General features: G+C 74.4%; 16 protein-coding genes. 11 read left to right on the top strand and 5 right to left on the bottom strand.

Annotated elements, in window-relative coordinates:
* Positions 1–128 precede the first annotated feature (128 nt).
* Together ACVMYR_RS07765 and ACVMYR_RS07760 are read left to right on the top strand one after the other, a co-directional pair.
* Complete coding sequence (locus tag ACVMYR_RS07765) at positions 129–1,160, top strand: 3-isopropylmalate dehydrogenase (protein ID WP_077936575.1); 1,032 nt, start codon at positions 129–131, stop codon at positions 1,158–1,160.
* A gap of 173 nt (positions 1,161–1,333) precedes the next feature.
* A complete protein-coding gene (locus ACVMYR_RS07760) occupies positions 1,334–2,428 on the top strand; it encodes a branched-chain amino acid aminotransferase (RefSeq protein WP_077936576.1) in 1,095 nt (364 codons plus the stop codon).
* 152 nt (positions 2,429–2,580) lie between these two features.
* Here the strand turns inward: ACVMYR_RS07760 and ACVMYR_RS07755 are convergent, their stop codons facing one another.
* From ACVMYR_RS07755 to ACVMYR_RS07740, 4 genes are all read right to left on the bottom strand, one after another.
* The gene (locus tag ACVMYR_RS07755) at positions 2,581–3,321 is read right to left on the bottom strand and encodes a tyrosine-protein phosphatase (RefSeq protein ID WP_457121432.1); all 741 of its coding nucleotides are present in this window, start codon (positions 3,319–3,321) and stop codon (positions 2,581–2,583) included.
* Between the two features lie 97 nt (positions 3,322–3,418).
* Entirely contained in the window at positions 3,419–3,877 is a 459-nt protein-coding gene (locus ACVMYR_RS07750; RefSeq protein ID WP_396791746.1) for a PRC-barrel domain containing protein, read from the bottom strand.
* 167 nt (positions 3,878–4,044) lie between these two features.
* Positions 4,045–4,575, bottom strand: a complete 531-nt coding sequence (locus ACVMYR_RS07745; RefSeq protein ID WP_457121431.1) for a carboxymuconolactone decarboxylase family protein — start codon at positions 4,573–4,575, stop codon at positions 4,045–4,047.
* 2 nt (positions 4,576–4,577) lie between these two features.
* On the bottom strand, positions 4,578–5,138 hold the full coding sequence (locus ACVMYR_RS07740; RefSeq protein WP_077936579.1) for a peroxiredoxin: 561 nt from the start codon (positions 5,136–5,138) through the stop codon (positions 4,578–4,580).
* Between the two features lie 371 nt (positions 5,139–5,509).
* Between ACVMYR_RS07740 and cimA the strand changes: the two genes are divergently transcribed.
* Positions 5,510–7,093: a citramalate synthase gene (gene cimA, locus ACVMYR_RS07735; RefSeq protein WP_077936582.1), complete on the top strand. Its 1,584-nt coding sequence runs from the start codon at positions 5,510–5,512 to the stop codon at positions 7,091–7,093.
* Positions 7,094–7,099: 6 nt separating this feature from the next.
* Here cimA and ACVMYR_RS07730 read toward each other — a convergent pair whose 3' ends face one another.
* Positions 7,100–8,005, bottom strand: a complete 906-nt coding sequence (locus ACVMYR_RS07730) for an endonuclease/exonuclease/phosphatase family protein (protein ID WP_457121727.1) — start codon at positions 8,003–8,005, stop codon at positions 7,100–7,102.
* 441 nt (positions 8,006–8,446) lie between these two features.
* On the opposite strand from ACVMYR_RS07730, the gene ACVMYR_RS07725 reads away from it, so the two are divergent.
* The 8 genes from ACVMYR_RS07725 (at position 8,447) to ACVMYR_RS07690 (ending at position 15,359) form a co-directional block, all read left to right on the top strand.
* Entirely contained in the window at positions 8,447–8,977 is a 531-nt protein-coding gene (locus ACVMYR_RS07725; protein ID WP_043962274.1) for a hypothetical protein, read from the top strand.
* A gap of 167 nt (positions 8,978–9,144) precedes the next feature.
* Positions 9,145–10,194 carry an AAA family ATPase gene (locus tag ACVMYR_RS07720; protein ID WP_091274476.1) on the top strand — a complete coding sequence of 350 codons (1,050 nt, stop codon included), beginning with the start codon at positions 9,145–9,147 and terminating at the stop codon, positions 10,192–10,194.
* 65 nt (positions 10,195–10,259) lie between these two features.
* Positions 10,260–11,276, top strand: coding sequence for a DUF58 domain-containing protein (locus ACVMYR_RS07715; RefSeq protein ID WP_077936584.1), 1,017 nt, complete (start codon positions 10,260–10,262; stop codon positions 11,274–11,276).
* Positions 11,273–12,232, top strand: a complete 960-nt coding sequence (locus ACVMYR_RS07710; RefSeq protein WP_077936585.1) for a VWA domain-containing protein — start codon at positions 11,273–11,275, stop codon at positions 12,230–12,232. Before ACVMYR_RS07715 ends, ACVMYR_RS07710 begins: the two co-directional genes overlap by 4 nt.
* Positions 12,233–12,303: 71 nt before the next feature.
* Positions 12,304–13,167 carry a S1C family serine protease gene (locus ACVMYR_RS07705; protein WP_396791751.1) on the top strand — a complete coding sequence of 288 codons (864 nt, stop codon included), beginning with the start codon at positions 12,304–12,306 and terminating at the stop codon, positions 13,165–13,167.
* A 120-nt stretch (positions 13,168–13,287) separates the two neighbouring features.
* Positions 13,288–13,593, top strand: coding sequence for a hypothetical protein (locus ACVMYR_RS07700; protein ID WP_457121430.1), 306 nt, complete (start codon positions 13,288–13,290; stop codon positions 13,591–13,593).
* Positions 13,594–13,602: 9 nt separating this feature from the next.
* Positions 13,603–14,028 carry an alternative ribosome rescue aminoacyl-tRNA hydrolase ArfB gene (gene arfB / locus ACVMYR_RS07695; RefSeq protein WP_043962281.1) on the top strand — a complete coding sequence of 142 codons (426 nt, stop codon included), beginning with the start codon at positions 13,603–13,605 and terminating at the stop codon, positions 14,026–14,028.
* 173 nt (positions 14,029–14,201) lie between these two features.
* Complete coding sequence (locus ACVMYR_RS07690) at positions 14,202–15,359, top strand: cellulose binding domain-containing protein (RefSeq protein ID WP_457121429.1); 1,158 nt, start codon at positions 14,202–14,204, stop codon at positions 15,357–15,359.
* Positions 15,360–15,550 lie beyond the last annotated feature (191 nt).

Here is a 15,550-nt window from a genome sequence, read left to right as displayed (position 1 = left end):
CCGCACCATGAATCCCACCTGGGAGCCTGCTGTGCATTCCGCTTTCCCGAATTGTGGAAGGCTCGTACCGGGAGGCGGGACGGGGCCGTACCGTTGGGCGAAGACGACGAGGCGAGGGAGCTGAGGACGTGGCACGCATCGCGGTGGTGGCCGGTGACGGGATCGGACCCGAGGTGGTCGCGCAGGCCCTCAAGGTCGTCGACGCCGTGCTCCCCGGGGTGGAGACCACCGCCTACGACCTCGGCGCGGCCCGCTACCACCGCACCGGCGAGGTGCTGCCGGAATCGGTGCTGACCGAGCTGGCCGGGCACGACGCGATCCTGCTCGGGGCCGTCGGCGACCCGACCGTCCCGCCGGGCGTGCTGGAGCGGGGCCTGCTGCTCAAGCTCCGCTTCGCCTTCGACCAGTACGTCAACCTGCGCCCCTCGCGGCTGTGGCCCGGCGTGGCCGGCCCGCTGGCCAACGTCAAGCCCGGCGAGGTCGACCTGGTCGTGGTACGCGAGGGCACCGAGGGGCTCTACGCCGGGGCGGGCGGCTCCCTGCACCGGGACACCCCGGCCGAGGTGGCCACCGAGGAGAGCCTGAACACCCGGCACGGCGTGGAGCGGGTCATCCGCGACGCGTTCGCCCGGGCGTCGCGCCGCGAGCGGCGCAAGGTGACCCTGGTGCACAAGACCAACGTGCTGACCCACGCCGGGTCGCTGTGGGCCCGCGCCTTCGAGGCCGTGGCCGCCGAGCACCCCGACGTCGCCACGGAATACCAGCACGTCGACGCCGCCGCGATGTTCCTGGTCACCCAGCCCCAGCGCTACGACGTGGTGGTCACCGACAACCTCTTCGGCGACATCCTCACCGACATCGCCGCCGCCGTCACCGGCGGCATCGGGCTGGCCGCCAGCGGCTGCATCAACCCGTCCGGGGCGTACCCGTCGATGTTCGAGCCGGTGCACGGCTCCGCGCCGGACATCGCCGGCCAGGGCGTCGCCGACCCGGTCGCCGCCGTGCTCTCCGCCGCCCTGCTGCTCGACCAGCTCGGGCACGCCGAGGCCGCCGCCCGGGTCACCGCCGCCGTCGGCACGGAGCTGGCCAACCGGGGCGCGGGCGTACCGTTGCGCACCGCCGAGGTAGGCGACCGGCTCGCCGGCTACGCGGTGGCCTGAACGACCGGGTAGCCGTCGCGCACCCGGCGGCCGGCACCGCCGGCACCCCTGTCAGAAGCCACCGCCCGTCGGTTGGCGCTACCCGCTGAACGAGCGTTCGGGGTAGGTTTCTGGCAGCACTTTCCTCCGGCGTGCGGTCCCGCGCGCCGTCGTTCCCCAGGGAGGCACGCGCGATGAGCGGTGGTGACATGCTCGACTTCGAGATCCGTCCGAATCCCACGCCGGTATCCGCCGTCGAACGGGCGGCCCTGCTCGCGGCCCCGGGGTTCGGCCGCGTCTTCACCGACCACATGGTCACGATCCGGTACGCCGAGGGCAAGGGATGGTACGACGCCCGGGTCGAGGCGCGCGGGCCGATCCCGATGGACCCGGCCTCCGCCGTGCTGCACTACGCGCAGGAGATCTTCGAAGGGCTGAAGGCCTACCGGCTCGCCGACGGGTCGATCACCATGTTCCGGCCGGAGGCCAACGCCGCCCGGTTCGTCGACTCGGCCCGCCGGATGGCGATGCCGGAGCTGCCCCCGGAGCTGTTCGTCGACTCGCTGCGCCGGCTCGTCGACATCGACCGGGACTGGATCCCGGAGGGCGACGGGGCCAGCCTCTACCTGCGCCCGTTCATGATCGCCAGCGAGGTCTTCCTCGGCGTCCGGCCGTCCAACGAATACCTCTACGTGGTGATCGCCTCCCCGGCCGGGTCGTACTTCTCGGGCGGGGTCAAGCCGGTCACGGTCTGGGTCTCGCCGGACTACACCCGCGCCGCCCCCGGCGGCACCGGCGCGGCCAAGTGCGGCGGCAACTACGCCGCCTCGCTCGCCGCCCAGGCCGAGGCGATCGAGGCCGGCTGCGACCAGGTCGTCTTCCTCGACGCGGTGGAGCGCCGCTACGTCGACGAGCTGGGCGGGATGAACGTCTTCTTCGTCTACGACGACGACACCCTCGTCACCCCGCCGCTGACCGGCACCATCCTGCCCGGCATCACCCGGGACGCCCTGCTCACCCTGGCCGCCGAGGCCGGCCACCGGGTCGAGGAGCGGCCGGTCAGCTTCGCCGACTGGGAGGCCGACGCGGCCAGTGGCCGGCTGCGCGAGGCGTTCGCCTGCGGCACGGCGGCGGTGATCACGCCGATCGGCCGGGTCAAGTACCCCGACGGCGAGTTCGCCGTCGCCGACGGCGGGCAGGGCCCGGTGACCACGGCGTTGCAGCAGCGGCTGGTCGACATCCAGCGCGGCCGGGCCGCCGACCCGCACGGCTGGGTGACCCGCCTGTAGGTGCAAGGAAGGGCCCCTTCTTAACGCATTCTGTAGAGGAGGGGCCCCTTCTTAACTCCGCCGGGCAGCCCGACGGGGCGGGCGGGCCGGGCGGGGCGGGCGAGTGAGCTGGCGGGCCGGGTAGGCCGGGTTGGTGAGCTGGCGGGGCGCGCTCACTCCAGCAGGTGGTCGCGGAGTGCGGCGAGCTGGGCGTCGGTGACGCCGGCGTGCCGCAGGTAGCCCTCCGCCGAGCCGTGCCCCTCCCGCAGCTCGGCCAGGAACAGCGTCATCGCCTCGGCGGGCGAGGCCAGGTAGGGCGCCGGCAGGTCCCGGGCGTCCGGCATGGTGGCGGCCACCCAGGCGCTGAACCGCTGCGACGCCTCGGTGCTCAGCGCGTAGTCGGCGGCGATGTCGGCGTCGCTCACACCCAGCGCCGACAGGGTCAGCGCGCAGACGATCCCGGTGCGGTCCTTGCCGGCCACGCAGTGCACGACGACCGGCTCGGCGGCGCTGTCGGCGATCAGCCCGACCGCCTCGGCGAGCCCGGCCGCGCCGGTGCCGGCGAGGGCGGCGTACCGGTCGGCGAGGAAGCGGGCGAGGCTCGAACCGGGCTCGTACTGCGCCTCCGCCCAGTCGACGTGCTCGGGGTGGATGTGCCGGTAGGCGAGCCCGGGCAGCTCCGGGACCCTGCCGTCCCGGGCCACCTCGGTCGGGCGGCGCAGGTCGATCACGGTGCGCACGCCGAGGGCGGCGAACGCCTCCCGGTCGGGGCCGTCGATGCGGTGCGGGGAGTCGGAGCGGTAGAGCCGCCCCCAGCGGACCGCACGCCCGTCGCCGGTCGGGTAGCCGCCGACGTCGCGGAAGTTGAACAGGGCGGTGAAGGGGATCCTGCGCTTGTCCTCGGTCGCGTCCACGCTGACACCGTAACCGTCGGTGGGCCGGAACCCCACCGGCCGTTACGGCGAACGGCGGCCGTCACCGTGAGCGCCGGCCGCTGCGGCGGACGGGGGCTCAGCGCGCGGTGCCCGGGGGCAGGTTGCCGTAGCTCTCGTCGTAGTAGCCGCCGAGCCGGTCGCGGAACGCCGGGTCGCTGTGGCTTTCCTCGTCGTACTCGGGGGCGGCCTTGATCTGGTCGCGCTCCCGGTCGACGTACACGGTGCGGGCGTCGTGGTCGACGTGGTTGACCGTGCCGGCGGGCAGCATGACCTTCCTGCCGAAGATCCAGGGGCCGGTGTCGACCACCAGGTAGCTGCCGCCGACCTCGTGGCTCGCGCTGTCGATCTTGCCGACGCCGCCGTCGGTGGCCTCGACGTGGTAGCCGACGAGGTCGGCGTCGGCGACCGAGGGCCGGTCGCGGTAGCTCCACGGGTCGAACGCCCCGGCGGGGGCGCCGCCGGCGATCGCGCCCTGGTCGCCGTGCCGCATCGGGTCGGGCGTGCCGGTGGCGGCGTGCGGGTCGAGCCTGTCCATGGGTGCTCCTGCCCCGACCGTCGTGGTCGTCTCGGAGGGATCGTCTCCGAACGACCACCTACCCGGGCCCCGGGCCGCCTACACGCCGGCCCCTCGCCGGGCCGCCCACACGCGGACACCCGCCGGGCCGCGGGGGTGCGGCGCCGGCGGGTGTCCGGGCGTACGGCTCAGACGAGCGCGGCCTGCGCGTCGAGGGCCACGGCGGCGGCGTGCACGACGGCGGCGATGCGCAGCCCCTCGTGCACCTGCTCCCGGGTGAACCCGGCGGCGCGCAGGGTCTTCTCGTGCGACTCCAGGCAGACGCCGCAGCCGGTGATCGCCGAGACGGCGAGGCACCACAGCTCGAAGTCGCCCTTCTCCACGCCCGGCCGCGCGATGATCTGCATCCGCAGCCGGGCCGGCATCGACGCGTAGTTCTCGTCGCCGATGAGGTGCTTGGCCCGGTAGTAGACGTTGTTCATCGCCATGATCGTCGCGGCGCCCTTCGCCGCCTCGACCGCCTCGGGGGTGAGGTGGGTGGCCGCCTCGGCGGCGATCTCCCGCAGCACGACCGGGTTGCGGGCGGCGACGGCGCAGGCCAGCGCCGTGCCCCACGCCTGCTCCGGCTTGAGGGTGGAGGCGCCCACGGTGGAGCCCAGGTTGAGCTTGATGTCCTTGGCGTACTCGGGCAGGGCCGCCTTGATCGCGTCGAGGCCCATCGTCAGGCCCCGGCGCCGGCGAGCAGCCTGGTGGCGTCGAGGGTGTCGCCGCCCTTGTTCCAGTTGCACGGGCACAGCTCGTCGGTCTGCAGGGCGTCGAGCACGCGCAGCACCTCGGAGACGTTGCGGCCGACGGAGCCGGCGGTCACCATGGCGAACTGGATCTCGTTGTCCGGGTCGACGATGAAGGTGGCCCGCTGGGCCACGCCGTCGGCGCCGAGCACGCCGCAGGCGTCGGTCAGCTCGCGCTTGATGTCGCTGAGCATCGGGAACGGCAGCTCACGCAGGTCGGGGTGGTCCTTGCGCCAGGCGTAGTGGACGAACTCGTTGTCCACCGACACGCCGAGCACCTGGGCGTCCCGGTCGGCGAACTCGCCGTTGAGCCGACCGAACTCGGCGATCTCCGTCGGGCAGATGAACGTGAAGTCCTTCGGCCAGAAGAAGACCACCCGCCACTTGCCCTCGTACGACTTGTGGTTGATCGACTCGAACGCCCGGTCGGCGTCCAGCGAGACGCAGGCGGTCAGTTCGTACTCGGGGAAGCGGTCACCGACAGTGAGCACGGGTCCTCCTTGACAGCGGCACGGGGCCGGTAACTTGATCGGTTCCAGATACTGCCGCAGTGGTGTTTCGGCTCGGTAGCGGCCGGATGACTTGTGAAGTCGATCACCAGCGGCGCGTTTCGCCCGTGGGCGACCCGACCTGCGGTATGGCCACCCTCCGTGACCGTCCCGACATGTGGATTGTTCCTCCCGAAACCCGGGTGGGGGTGGCAGAGTGGCGACCGTGACCAGCACCGTCGTCATTATTGGCAACTAGCGCGCCCGGCAACCGACTCGCCGAGCGCGCAGACCTCCCGCATCCGCGGGGGGTCTTTTTGTTGGTCCCCCTCCGCCACCCCCACCCGTCCCGCCCGCGCCCGAAAGGACTCCCCATGACGTTCCAGCTGTACGACACGACGCTGCGCGACGGTGCCCAGCGCGAGGGGCTCACCTACTCGGTGGTCGACAAGCTCGCCGTGGCCCGACTGCTCGACGAGTTCGGCGTGGGCTTCATCGAGGGCGGCTGGCCGGGCGCGGTGCCCAAGGACACCGAGTTCTTCCGCCGGGCCCGCACCGAACTCGACCTGAAACACGCCCTGCTCGTGGCGTTCGGGGCCACCCGCAAGGCCGGCGTCGCCGTCGCCGACGACCCGCAGGTGCGGGCGCTGCTCGACGCGCAGACCCCGGCCGTCGCGCTGGTCGCCAAGGCCGACCTGCGGCACGTCGAGCGGGCGCTGCGCACCACCGCGCAGGAGAACCTGGCGATGATCCGGGACACGGTGCGCCACCTCGTCGCCGAGGGGAGGCGGGTCTTCGTCGACGGCGAGCACTTCTTCGACGGCTACCGGCACGACCCCGCGTACGGCGCGGAGGTCGTGCAGACCGCGCTGGCCGCCGGCGCCGAGGTGATGGTGCTCTGCGACACCAACGGCGGCATGCTGCCCTCCCGCGTCAGCGCCGCCATCGCCGACCTGACCGCCCGCACCGGCGTCGACCCGGCCCGCCTGGGCATGCACGCCCAGAACGACACCGCCTGCGCGGTGGCCAACACCATCGCCGCCGTCGAGGCCGGCGTGCGCCACGTGCAGGGCACCGCCAACGGCTACGGCGAGCGTCCCGGCAACGCCGACATCTTCGCCGTCGCCGCCAACCTCCAGCTCAAGCTCGGGCTGCCGGTCCTACCGGAGGGCTGCCTGGAGCAGATGGTGCGGGTCTCCCACGCCATCGCCGAGATCGCCAACATCGCCCCCGACACCCACCAGGCGTACGCCGGGGCCGCCGCCTTCGCCCACAAGGCGGGGCTGCACGCGAGCGCGATCAAGGTGGATCCGCTGCTCTACAACCACGTCGACCCGACCGTGGTGGGCAACGACATGCGGATCCTGATCACCGAGATGGCCGGCCGGGCCAGCGTCGAGCTGAAGAGCCGCGAGCTGGGCCTGGACCTGGCCGGCCATCCGGAGACCCTGTCCCGGGTGACCCGGCGGGTCAAGGAGCTGGAGGCCGGCGGCTGGTCCTTCGAGGCCGCCGACGCCTCGTTCGAGCTGCTGGTCCGCTCCGAGCTGCCCGACGCCGCCCCGGTCCGGCCGTTCGCCCTGGAGTCCTACCGGGTGCTGGTCGAGCACCGGGAGGACGGCTCGGTGGTCTCCGAGGCCACCGTCAAGATCCGGGTACGCGGCGAGCGGCTGATCGCCACGGCCGAGGGCAACGGGCCGGTCAACGCGCTCGACGAGGCGCTGCGGGTCGGCCTGTCCCGGCACTACCCGGAGCTGCGCGACTTCGAGCTGGCCGACTACAAGGTGCGCATCCTGGAGGGCAGCCACGGCACCGGCGCGGTGACCCGGGTGCTGGTGGAGACCGCCGACGGGGCGGGCCGCGACTGGACCACCGTCGGCGTGCACCCCAACGTCGTGGAGGCGTCCTGGCACGCCCTCGTCGACGCCCTCACCTACGGCCTGGACCGCGCCCACGTGTAGGGCGGCTCAGGCGGCGGGCAGGCGCAGCTCGGCGAGGACCGCGCGGTGGTCGCTGCCCGGCACCGCGCGCACCGACACGGACCGGACGGCGATCTGCCGGTCCACCAGCACGTGGTCGATCGTCACCGGCGGGATCGGGTCGCCGTCGTACGGGCCCCAGGTGCCGACGAGCCCGGCGCCGGTGGCGTCGGCCGCGTCGACGTACCCGGTGGCGAGCAGGTCGCGCAGCGGGGCGTGGTCGAGGGTGGCGTTGAAGTCCCCGGCGAGGATCGACAGCCCCGCGTCGGGGGTGGCCGGCGGCTGTGCCGCCAGGTCGGTGCGCCAGAACCCGACCTGGTCCAGCGCGTACGGGGCCGCCGGGTGGGCCGACTCGACCCGCACCGGCGGCCCGCCCGGCGGGGTGAGCGTCCCGTACGCCTGGGTGAAGCCCCAGCCGCCGCGGTGCTGCCGGATGCCGCCCCCGGCGATGGGGAAGCGGGCGTAGAGCCCCGAGCCGACGGTGCCGACCTGCGGGTTGAGCTGCCGGTGCGGCAGCAGCCCGGCCAGGCCGAGCCGGTCCAGCTCGGCCGCCGCGCCCGGGGTGAACTCCTGCACGGCCAGCACGTCGACCCGCAGGTCGCGCACCAGGCCGACCACGGTGCCGGCGTCGGCGGCACCGGCCAGCAGGTTGGCGGTGAGCACCCGCAGCGTCGGCCCGCCGGCCCGCGGCTGCGCCGACGGCACGGCCCGGGGCGCGACCACGGCGATCAGCGCCACCGCGACCAGGGCCGCGACCGCCGCCGGCCAGCGGCGCCGCAGGGCGAGCGCGAGCAGCAGCGGCACGGGCGTCCAGGCCGCGACGTACGGGGTGAAGGCGACCGCCTGCACCGCCGGCCCCCGTTCGAGGCCGGGCAGGCGTACCGCCGCCCACATCAGCCCGGGGGCCACCGCGAGCCAGCACAGCCAGGTCCTGATCCGGGCGGCGCGACCGGCCGGGCGGGCGCGGGTGTCGGCGTAGGTGAGCACGTCGACACCGTAGCGGCAGTGCTCGACCGGCGACGCCACCCGCGCCGGGCAGCCCCCATCATGAATTGTCGAGCGTTCATGTTTCGCAATTCGAAGGGCGGGCTGAAACAGTCTGAAACGCCGCCGTCTGCCATTGACCACGCGCTTTTGGCGGTGCTACTTTCCACCTGGTTCCAGCCTCGATGTGCACGGCAATATTGGCTGCTCAAGGCGGGTGTGGGTGCTTCTCCAGCCGGCTTGGCGGCGGTCGCTCAGGCGACAATTTTGCGGTGTTGGCAGGCTCGGATAAAACCGGCTCGTTGTTTCGCGAGTCGGTCGTGTCGACACGGTCAACAAGGGGGACCTGTCATGGCAAGAATCATTTCCCGTAGGGCGGTCGCGGTCACGTTCGGCGCGCTGGTGCTGACGCTGGCCGGCGGCGGGATCGCCGCCGCCCAGACCACCACGGCGGCCAGGCCCGCGGCCCAGTCCGGGCAGCCGGGCGAACGCGCCGCCGCGCCGTCCGGACAGCCGCAGCCGACGGTGGCCGAGGCGGCGGCGGCCAAGGCGGCGATGAAGAAGGGGGTGAGCCCGTCCTACGTCAACGGCTCCACGTCCTTCGCCGTCGTCAGCAGCGCCGGCACCCTGCTCCGCTCGCGGGACGCCGTCTCCGCGACCAAGTACGGCCCCGGCCAGTACCAGGTCATCTTCAACCGCAGCCTGACCAGCGCTGCCTTCGTGGCCACGATCGGCACCACGGACTCGTGCTGCATCCCGCCGGCCGGTGAGATCTCGGTCGCGCCGCGGCTGGCCACGCCGAACGGGGTCTTCGTGCAGACGTACGACTCCACCGGCGCTCCCGCCGACCGGCCGTTCCACCTGGCCGTGTTCACTCCCTGACCCGTACGCGGGCGAGGGTGCCGGTCCCGGCGACGGGGCCGGCACCCTCGCGCCGTCCGCGCCCCCTGCGGCCTTCGGTGGCGGATGACGGTCCTCGTCCCGGTTCGGCCCGGTAAGGTGCTCGAATTCCGACGTTTGCCCGGGTGCCGGCCCGGGAAGCAAGCACCGTGACGGACATCTCGGACACCCTGGCCAGCCTGCCCACCGCGGTCGATCCCGATCCGAGCGGCGTCGAGCTGGAACAGACCCTCTTCGAGGTCAAACGCGTGATCGTCGGGCAGGATCGGCTCGTCGAGCGCCTGCTCACCGCCCTCGTCGCCGGCGGCCACTGCCTCCTGGAGGGGGTCCCCGGCGTGGCGAAGACCCTCGCCGCGCAGACCCTCGCGACCGTGGTCGGCGGGACCTTCTCCCGGATCCAGTTCACCCCGGACCTGGTCCCCTCCGACATCGTCGGCACCCGCATCTACCGGGCGTCGAAGGAGAGCTTCGACGTCGAACTCGGCCCGATCATGGCCAACCTCGTGCTCGCCGACGAGATCAACCGGGCCCCGGCGAAGGTGCAGTCCGCGCTGCTGGAGGCGATGGCCGAGCGGCAGGTCTCCATCGGTGGGCGCGCCTTTCCGGTCCCCACGCCGTTCCTGGTGCTTGCCACCCAGAACCCGATCGAGTCGGAGGGGGTCTACCAGCTCCCCGAGGCGCAGCGGGACCGGTTCCTCATGAAGATCGTCGTCGACTACCCCGGGGACGCCGACGAACTGGCCATCCTCTACCGGATGAGCACCGACCGGCCCACCCCGCGCAGGGTCCTCGACCCCGAGCGGCTGCGCGCGCTCCAGCGGCGGGCCGGCGACGTGTTCGTCCACCACGCCATCGCCGAGTACGTCGTCCGGCTGATCCTGGCCACCCGGGACCCGGGCCGGTTCGGGCTGCCCGAGATCGCGCCGCTGCTGGCGTACGGGGCGAGCCCCCGGGCCACCCTCGGCCTGGTCGCCGCCGCCCGCGCCCAGGCGCTGCTGCGGGGCCGCGACCACGTGCTGCCCGAGGACGTCCGGGAACTGGCGGTCGACGTCCTGGCCCACCGGCTGGTGCTCTCCTTCGACGCGGTCGCCGACGGGGTCGCCGCCGAGGCGGTGGTCCACCGGCTGGTCGACGCCGTGCCCCCGCCCCGGATCGCCGCCCACCACACCGGATACGCCACCGACCTGGCGGCGGCGTGAGGGGCCCGGCCGCCCCGCCCGCCGGCTCCGCCCGGGGAACACGGGACGCCGGGGGAGCCGGGCCGGTGCCGCCGGACCCGACCCTGGCCGACCTCGCGCCGGACCGGCGGCTGCGCCGGCTGGAGCTGACCGTCACCCGCCGCCTCGACGGGCTGCTGCACGGCGAGCACCGGGGCCTGCTGCCCGGGCCCGGCAGCGAGGTCGCCGGCAGCCGCGAGTACCGGCCCGGCGAGGACGAGGTGCGCCGGATGGACTGGGCGGTCACCGCCCGCACCACCGTCCCGCACGTCCGCGAGGTGGACGCCGACCGGGAGCTGACCACCTGGCTGCTGGTCGACGCCAGCCCCAGCATGGAGTTCGGCACCGCCGAGCTGGACAAGCGCGAGCTGGCGGTGGCCGCCGTGGCGGCGGTCGGCTTCCTCACGGCGGGCTCCGGCAACCGGCTCGGCGCGCAACTGCTCGGCGCGCACGGGCTACGCCGGTTCCCCGCCCGGGGCGGGCGTACCCACCTGCTCGGTCTGCTGCGGGCCCTGCTGGCCGCGCCGCGCGCCGCCGGGACCGACCCGGCCGCCGGCCCGCCCGCCGCGCCCGGCCTCGCCGACGGGCTCGTCGCCGTGGGCCGGGCCGCCACCCGGCGCGGCCTCGTCGTGGTGGTCTCCGACCTCCTCGACGGGCTACCGGACGACCCGGCCGACCCGCCGCCCTGGGAGGCGGCGCTGCGCCGGCTCGCCGTCCGGCACCAGGTGCTCGCCGTGGAGGTGACCGACCCGCGCGAGCTGGAACTGCCGGACGTCGGCCTGATCACCCTGGTCGACCCGGAGACCGGCCGCCGGCGCGAGGTCTGCACCGGCGACCGCCGGCTGCGCGAGCGGTACGCCGAGGCGGCCCTCGCCCAGCGCGACCAGATCCGCCAGGTGCTGCGCCGGTGCGGGGCGGCCCACCTGCCGCTGCGTACCGACCGCGACTGGTGCGCCGACATCGTCCGGCACGTGCACGCCCAGCGCCGGCTCGCCCTGGCCCCGGCGGCCAGCGGCACCGGCCGGACGGCCCGCCCCGGCGCGCTGTCGGGAGGTGCCGCGTGACCTGGCAGTCGCCCCTGCGGCTCTGGCTGCTGCTCGGGGTCGCCGCGCTCGCCGTCGGCTACCTGCTCGCCCAGCGCCGCCACAGCCGGTACGCGGTCCGCTTCACCAACCTGCGGCTGCTCGACCGGGTGGCCCCGCACCGCCCCGCGTGGCGGCGGCACGTGCCGGCCGGCCTGTTCCTGGCCATGCTGGCGTTGCTGGTGGTGGGCTTCGCCCGGCCCAGTGCCGAGGTGCGGGTGCCCCGGGAACGGGCCACCGTCATGGTGGCGGTCGACGTGTCGACCTCGATGCTCGCCTCCGACGTGGAACCGGACCGGCTCAGCGCCGCCAAGGAAGCGGCCCGGCGCTTCGTCGACGGCCTGCCCGAAGAGTTCAACGTCGGGCTGGTCGCGTTCGCCGGCAGCGCCGCCGTGCTGGTGCCGCCCGGCACGGACCGGGAGGCCCTGCACGACGGCATCGAACGCCTCGCCGAGGGCAGCACCGGCGTGCAGGGCACCGCCATCGGGGAGGCGATCAACACCTCCCTCGGCGCGGTGCGGGCGCTGGACAGCCAGGCCGCGAAGGACCTGCCGCCGGCCCGGATCATCCTGCTCTCCGACGGCGCGAACACCTCCGGTATGGACCCGATGGAGGCCGCCGCCGAGGCCGTCGACGCGAAGGTGCCGGTGCACACCATCTCGTTCGGCACCCCGTCCGGGTTCGTCGACCGGGGCGGGCGGCCCATCCAGGTGCCGGTGGACGGGCAGACCCTCAAGGCGGTCGCCGACTCCACCGGCGGCGGCTTCCACGAGGCGACCAGCCGCGAGGAGCTGCGGGCCGTGTACGACGACATCGGCACCTCCGTCGGCTACCGCACCCAGCGGCAGGACGTCTCCGCCCGGTTCATCGGGCTGGGCCTGGTGCTGGCCATGGGCGCTGCGGCGGGATCGATGCGGTGGTTCTCCCGGCTGCCCTGAACGCGGCGGCCCCACCGGCCGGCCCGAGCCGGCCGGACCTCCCCGACAGACGTGGACGTGAGGAGCAGCGGATGGCAGTACAGACCGGACTGGGCGAGCCGCGCGGGCCGTGGTTCGTCTCGCCCGAGCTCGACCCCGACGGGCGTGGCCGTCGGGACGTACCCGGTGGGGGCGGGGCCGACCGGCGGCGCAGCTGGCAGGGCCGGCTGCTGGCCGCCGCCGGGGTGGTGGCGCTGTCCACCCTGTCCGGTGCGGCGGCCGGCGCCTGGGTCGCCGACTCACCCGACGTGCCGGGCCCGGAGGCGGCGTCGGCCGCGCCGGTGCCGGCGGAGCTGGTGACCGCGGCGGAGCGCACCGTGCCGGGGGTGGTGTCGGTGCTGGTGGGCGGGGCCGCCGGAAGCTCGGCGACCGGGTCCGGGTTCGCCATCGACGACCAGCAGCACCTGATCACCAACGACCACATCCTCGCCAAGGGGGGCGGCGGGGCGGTGACGGTGGAACTGCCGGACGGCCGGCGGTTCGCCGCCGAGGTCGTCGGCCGGGAGCCCGGCAGCGACCTGGCCGTGCTGCGGGTGCCGCCGGACGCCGGCCTGTCCCCGCTGCCGCTGGCCAAGCCGGGCGCCACCCGGGTCGGCGAGCCGGTGCTCGCGGTCGGGTCCCCGCTCGGGCTGGCCGGGACCGTCACCGCGGGTATCGTCAGCGCGCTCGACCGTCAGGTACGCCTCGGCACGAACCGGCACCGCGCCGTGCAGACCGATGCGTCCATCAATCCGGGCAACTCCGGCGGCCCGCTGGTCAACGCCCGAGGTGAGGTGGTCGGGGTGAACACCGCCATCGCCACCATCGACGGCAGCGGCTCGATCGGCATCGGCTTCGCCATCCCGATCGAGCAGGTGCAGCAGAGCGCCGACGCGATCATCGGAAAGGGCGGCTGACCTGGGCCGGGCCGCGCTCCCGGGCCGCTCCCGGGCGGCGCGGAGGGGAGAATTGGCAGATATTGGGCGTGGGATCATCGGCCCATGGAAATATCACGCTGAGTATGGATACTCGCGAGGATGAAGCGAGAAGTCATCGCGGCCCTGCTGGTGGTGGGCCTCCTCGTCGGATGCGGCGTCGGGTCGGCGTACGCGCGGGCCCGCCGCGGATGGGTCGACTACCGCACCGCGCGCAACACCGTCCCGGGCGCGCGCCGCGCCGCCTTCGGGCTGATCCGGGCCGTCACCACGAAGGTCGGCGTGATCGCGCTGCTGCTCGTCGGGGCGGTCGCGTACGCCGCCGGCTCCGGCGACGACCGCGCGGGACCGGCGCCGGGCCCCTCGGCGACCCCCACGGCCACGCACGGTGCCCGGGCGGGGCGCTAGCCTGCTCACGTGGACGACGGACTGCGGGTGACCGACCGGCTGGTCGTGCCGGCCGCCGAGCTTCGGGAACGCTTCTCCCGCTCGTCGGGGCCGGGCGGGCAGGGCGTCAACACCACCGACTCGCGGGTGGAGCTGAGCTTCGACGTCGCCGGCTCGCCGAGCCTGCCCGAGCCGTTGCGCGCCCGGGCCCTCGACCGCCTGGCCGGCCGGCTCGTCGACGGGGTGCTCACCATCGCCGCCAGCGAGCACCGGGCCCAACTCGCCAACCGGGAGGCGGCCCGGGAGCGGATGGCGGCCCTGCTGCGCGAGGCGGTCGCCCCGCCGCCCCCGCCGCGCCGCCCGACCCGCCCGTCGAGGGGCGCGAAGGAACGCCGCCTCGCCGACAAGAAGCGCCAGGCGCAGCGCAAGCGCGACCGCCGGGTCGACGGCGACTGACCGCGCCGCGCGCTGCGCCGTCCGTGCCGCGCCGGCGCCGTCCGTGCCGCGGCGGCTCGGGGCGGAACGTGGGAGGCGGTTGAGCGCGACGCCGGGGTCTGCTGGAATGGATCCGGGAGCAACAGGGCCGTCACCGACCGCGTACGACGCCACGTGACAGGAGTTCCTCCGCCATGCCCCGAAAGCCCTTCCTCTCCGCCTTCCTCGCCGCCCTGGCGGCCGTGCCGCTGACGCTGCTGCTCGGGCTCGTCGCCGCGCCGCCCGCCCTGCCGGCCGCCGCCGACCCGGTGCGCGTCATGCCCCTCGGCGACTCCATCACCGGCTCGCCCGGCTGCTGGCGCTCCATCCTCTGGAACCGCCTCCAGTCCAGCGGCCACACGAACGTCGACTTCGTCGGCACCCTCGGCCCGCAGGGCTGCGGCCAGCCGTACGACGGCGACAACGAGGGCCACGGCGGATACCTGGTGACGAACGTCGCCAACCAGAACCTGCTGCCCGGCTGGCTCTCCGCCACCGACCCGGACGTCGTGCTCATGCACTTCGGCACCAACGACGTGTGGAGCAACATCGCCCCGGCGACCATCCTGGCCGCGTACTCCAAGCTGGTCGACCAGATGCGGGCCAGCAACCCGGCGATGCGCGTGGTCGTCGCGAAGATCATCCCGATGGCCCCCGCGAGCTGCGCCGAGTGCGGGCAGCGGGTGGTGGCGCTCAACAGCGCGATCGACGGCTGGGCGGCGGGCAAGACCACCGCGCAGTCGCCGATCGTGGTCGTCGACCAGTGGACGGGCTTCAGCACCGCCGCCGACACCTACGACGGGGTGCACCCGAACGCCGCCGGTGACCAGAAGATGTCGGACCGCTGGTACCCGGCGGTGGTCGCCGCGCTGACCGGCACCACCCCCACGGCGACCCCCACGGCCACTCCCACGGCCACCCCCAGCGCGACCCCCACGGCCACGCCGACGCCCACCCCGCCCGTCACGCCGACGTTGTCGCCGCCGGTCACCCCGACCTCGAACCCCGGCGGCGGGTGCACGGCCGTCTACCGGATCGTCGGGCAGTGGCAGGGCGGCTTCCAGGGCGAGGTGACCGTGCGCAACACGGGCACCGCCGCGCTGGGCGGCTGGACGGTCCGGTTCGGCTACGCCGACGGCCAGCGGATCAACCAGGCGTGGAACGCCGACGTGACGCAGAGCGGAACCGCGGTCACCGCCCGGAACGTGGGCTGGAACGGCGGCCTCGCCCCCGGTGCCGAGGCGACCTTCGGGTTCCTCGCCAGCGCCGGCTCCAGCAACCCGGTGCCGCAGACGAGCTGCGCCACGTCCTGATCCCCGGCCGGGCCGCGCGCTCGGGCTGACCGCCCCGCCGCCGCCACCCTTCGTTCCCGTCCCTTTGCTCTGCACCCTGATCCGCAACAGTCACCGTCGGTGACCGCTGCGCCCGTGGGTGCAGAGCAAAGGGCGGAGAAGTGGTGGGTGGGGGTGGGGGTGTGGATGGGGCGGTCGGTGGAGGTCGGCGC

It is taken from the genome of Micromonospora sp. PTRAS2 (assembly GCF_054052245.1).
This window is presented reverse-complemented; position numbering and strand designations above follow the sequence as displayed.

What these genes read in the sequence shown, in the direction of transcription:
- ACVMYR_RS07760 (WP_077936576.1), top strand. Translation starts at nt 1,334, where the DNA reads ATGAGCGGTGGTGACATGCTCGACTTCGAGATCCGTCCGAATCCCACG.
- ACVMYR_RS07725 (WP_043962274.1), top strand. Translation starts at nt 8,447, where the DNA reads ATGGCAAGAATCATTTCCCGTAGGGCGGTCGCGGTCACGTTCGGCGCG.
- cimA (WP_077936582.1), top strand. Translation starts at nt 5,510, where the DNA reads ATGACGTTCCAGCTGTACGACACGACGCTGCGCGACGGTGCCCAGCGC.
- ACVMYR_RS07750 (WP_396791746.1), bottom strand. Translation starts at nt 3,877, where the DNA reads ATGGACAGGCTCGACCCGCACGCCGCCACCGGCACGCCCGACCCGATG.
- ACVMYR_RS07730 (WP_457121727.1), bottom strand. Translation starts at nt 8,005, where the DNA reads ATGTGGGCGGCGGTACGCCTGCCCGGCCTCGAACGGGGGCCGGCGGTG.
- ACVMYR_RS07700 (WP_457121430.1), top strand. Translation starts at nt 13,288, where the DNA reads ATGAAGCGAGAAGTCATCGCGGCCCTGCTGGTGGTGGGCCTCCTCGTC.
- ACVMYR_RS07745 (WP_457121431.1), bottom strand. Translation starts at nt 4,575, where the DNA reads ATGGGCCTCGACGCGATCAAGGCGGCCCTGCCCGAGTACGCCAAGGAC.
- ACVMYR_RS07690 (WP_457121429.1), top strand. Translation starts at nt 14,202, where the DNA reads ATGCCCCGAAAGCCCTTCCTCTCCGCCTTCCTCGCCGCCCTGGCGGCC.
- ACVMYR_RS07705 (WP_396791751.1), top strand. Translation starts at nt 12,304, where the DNA reads ATGGCAGTACAGACCGGACTGGGCGAGCCGCGCGGGCCGTGGTTCGTC.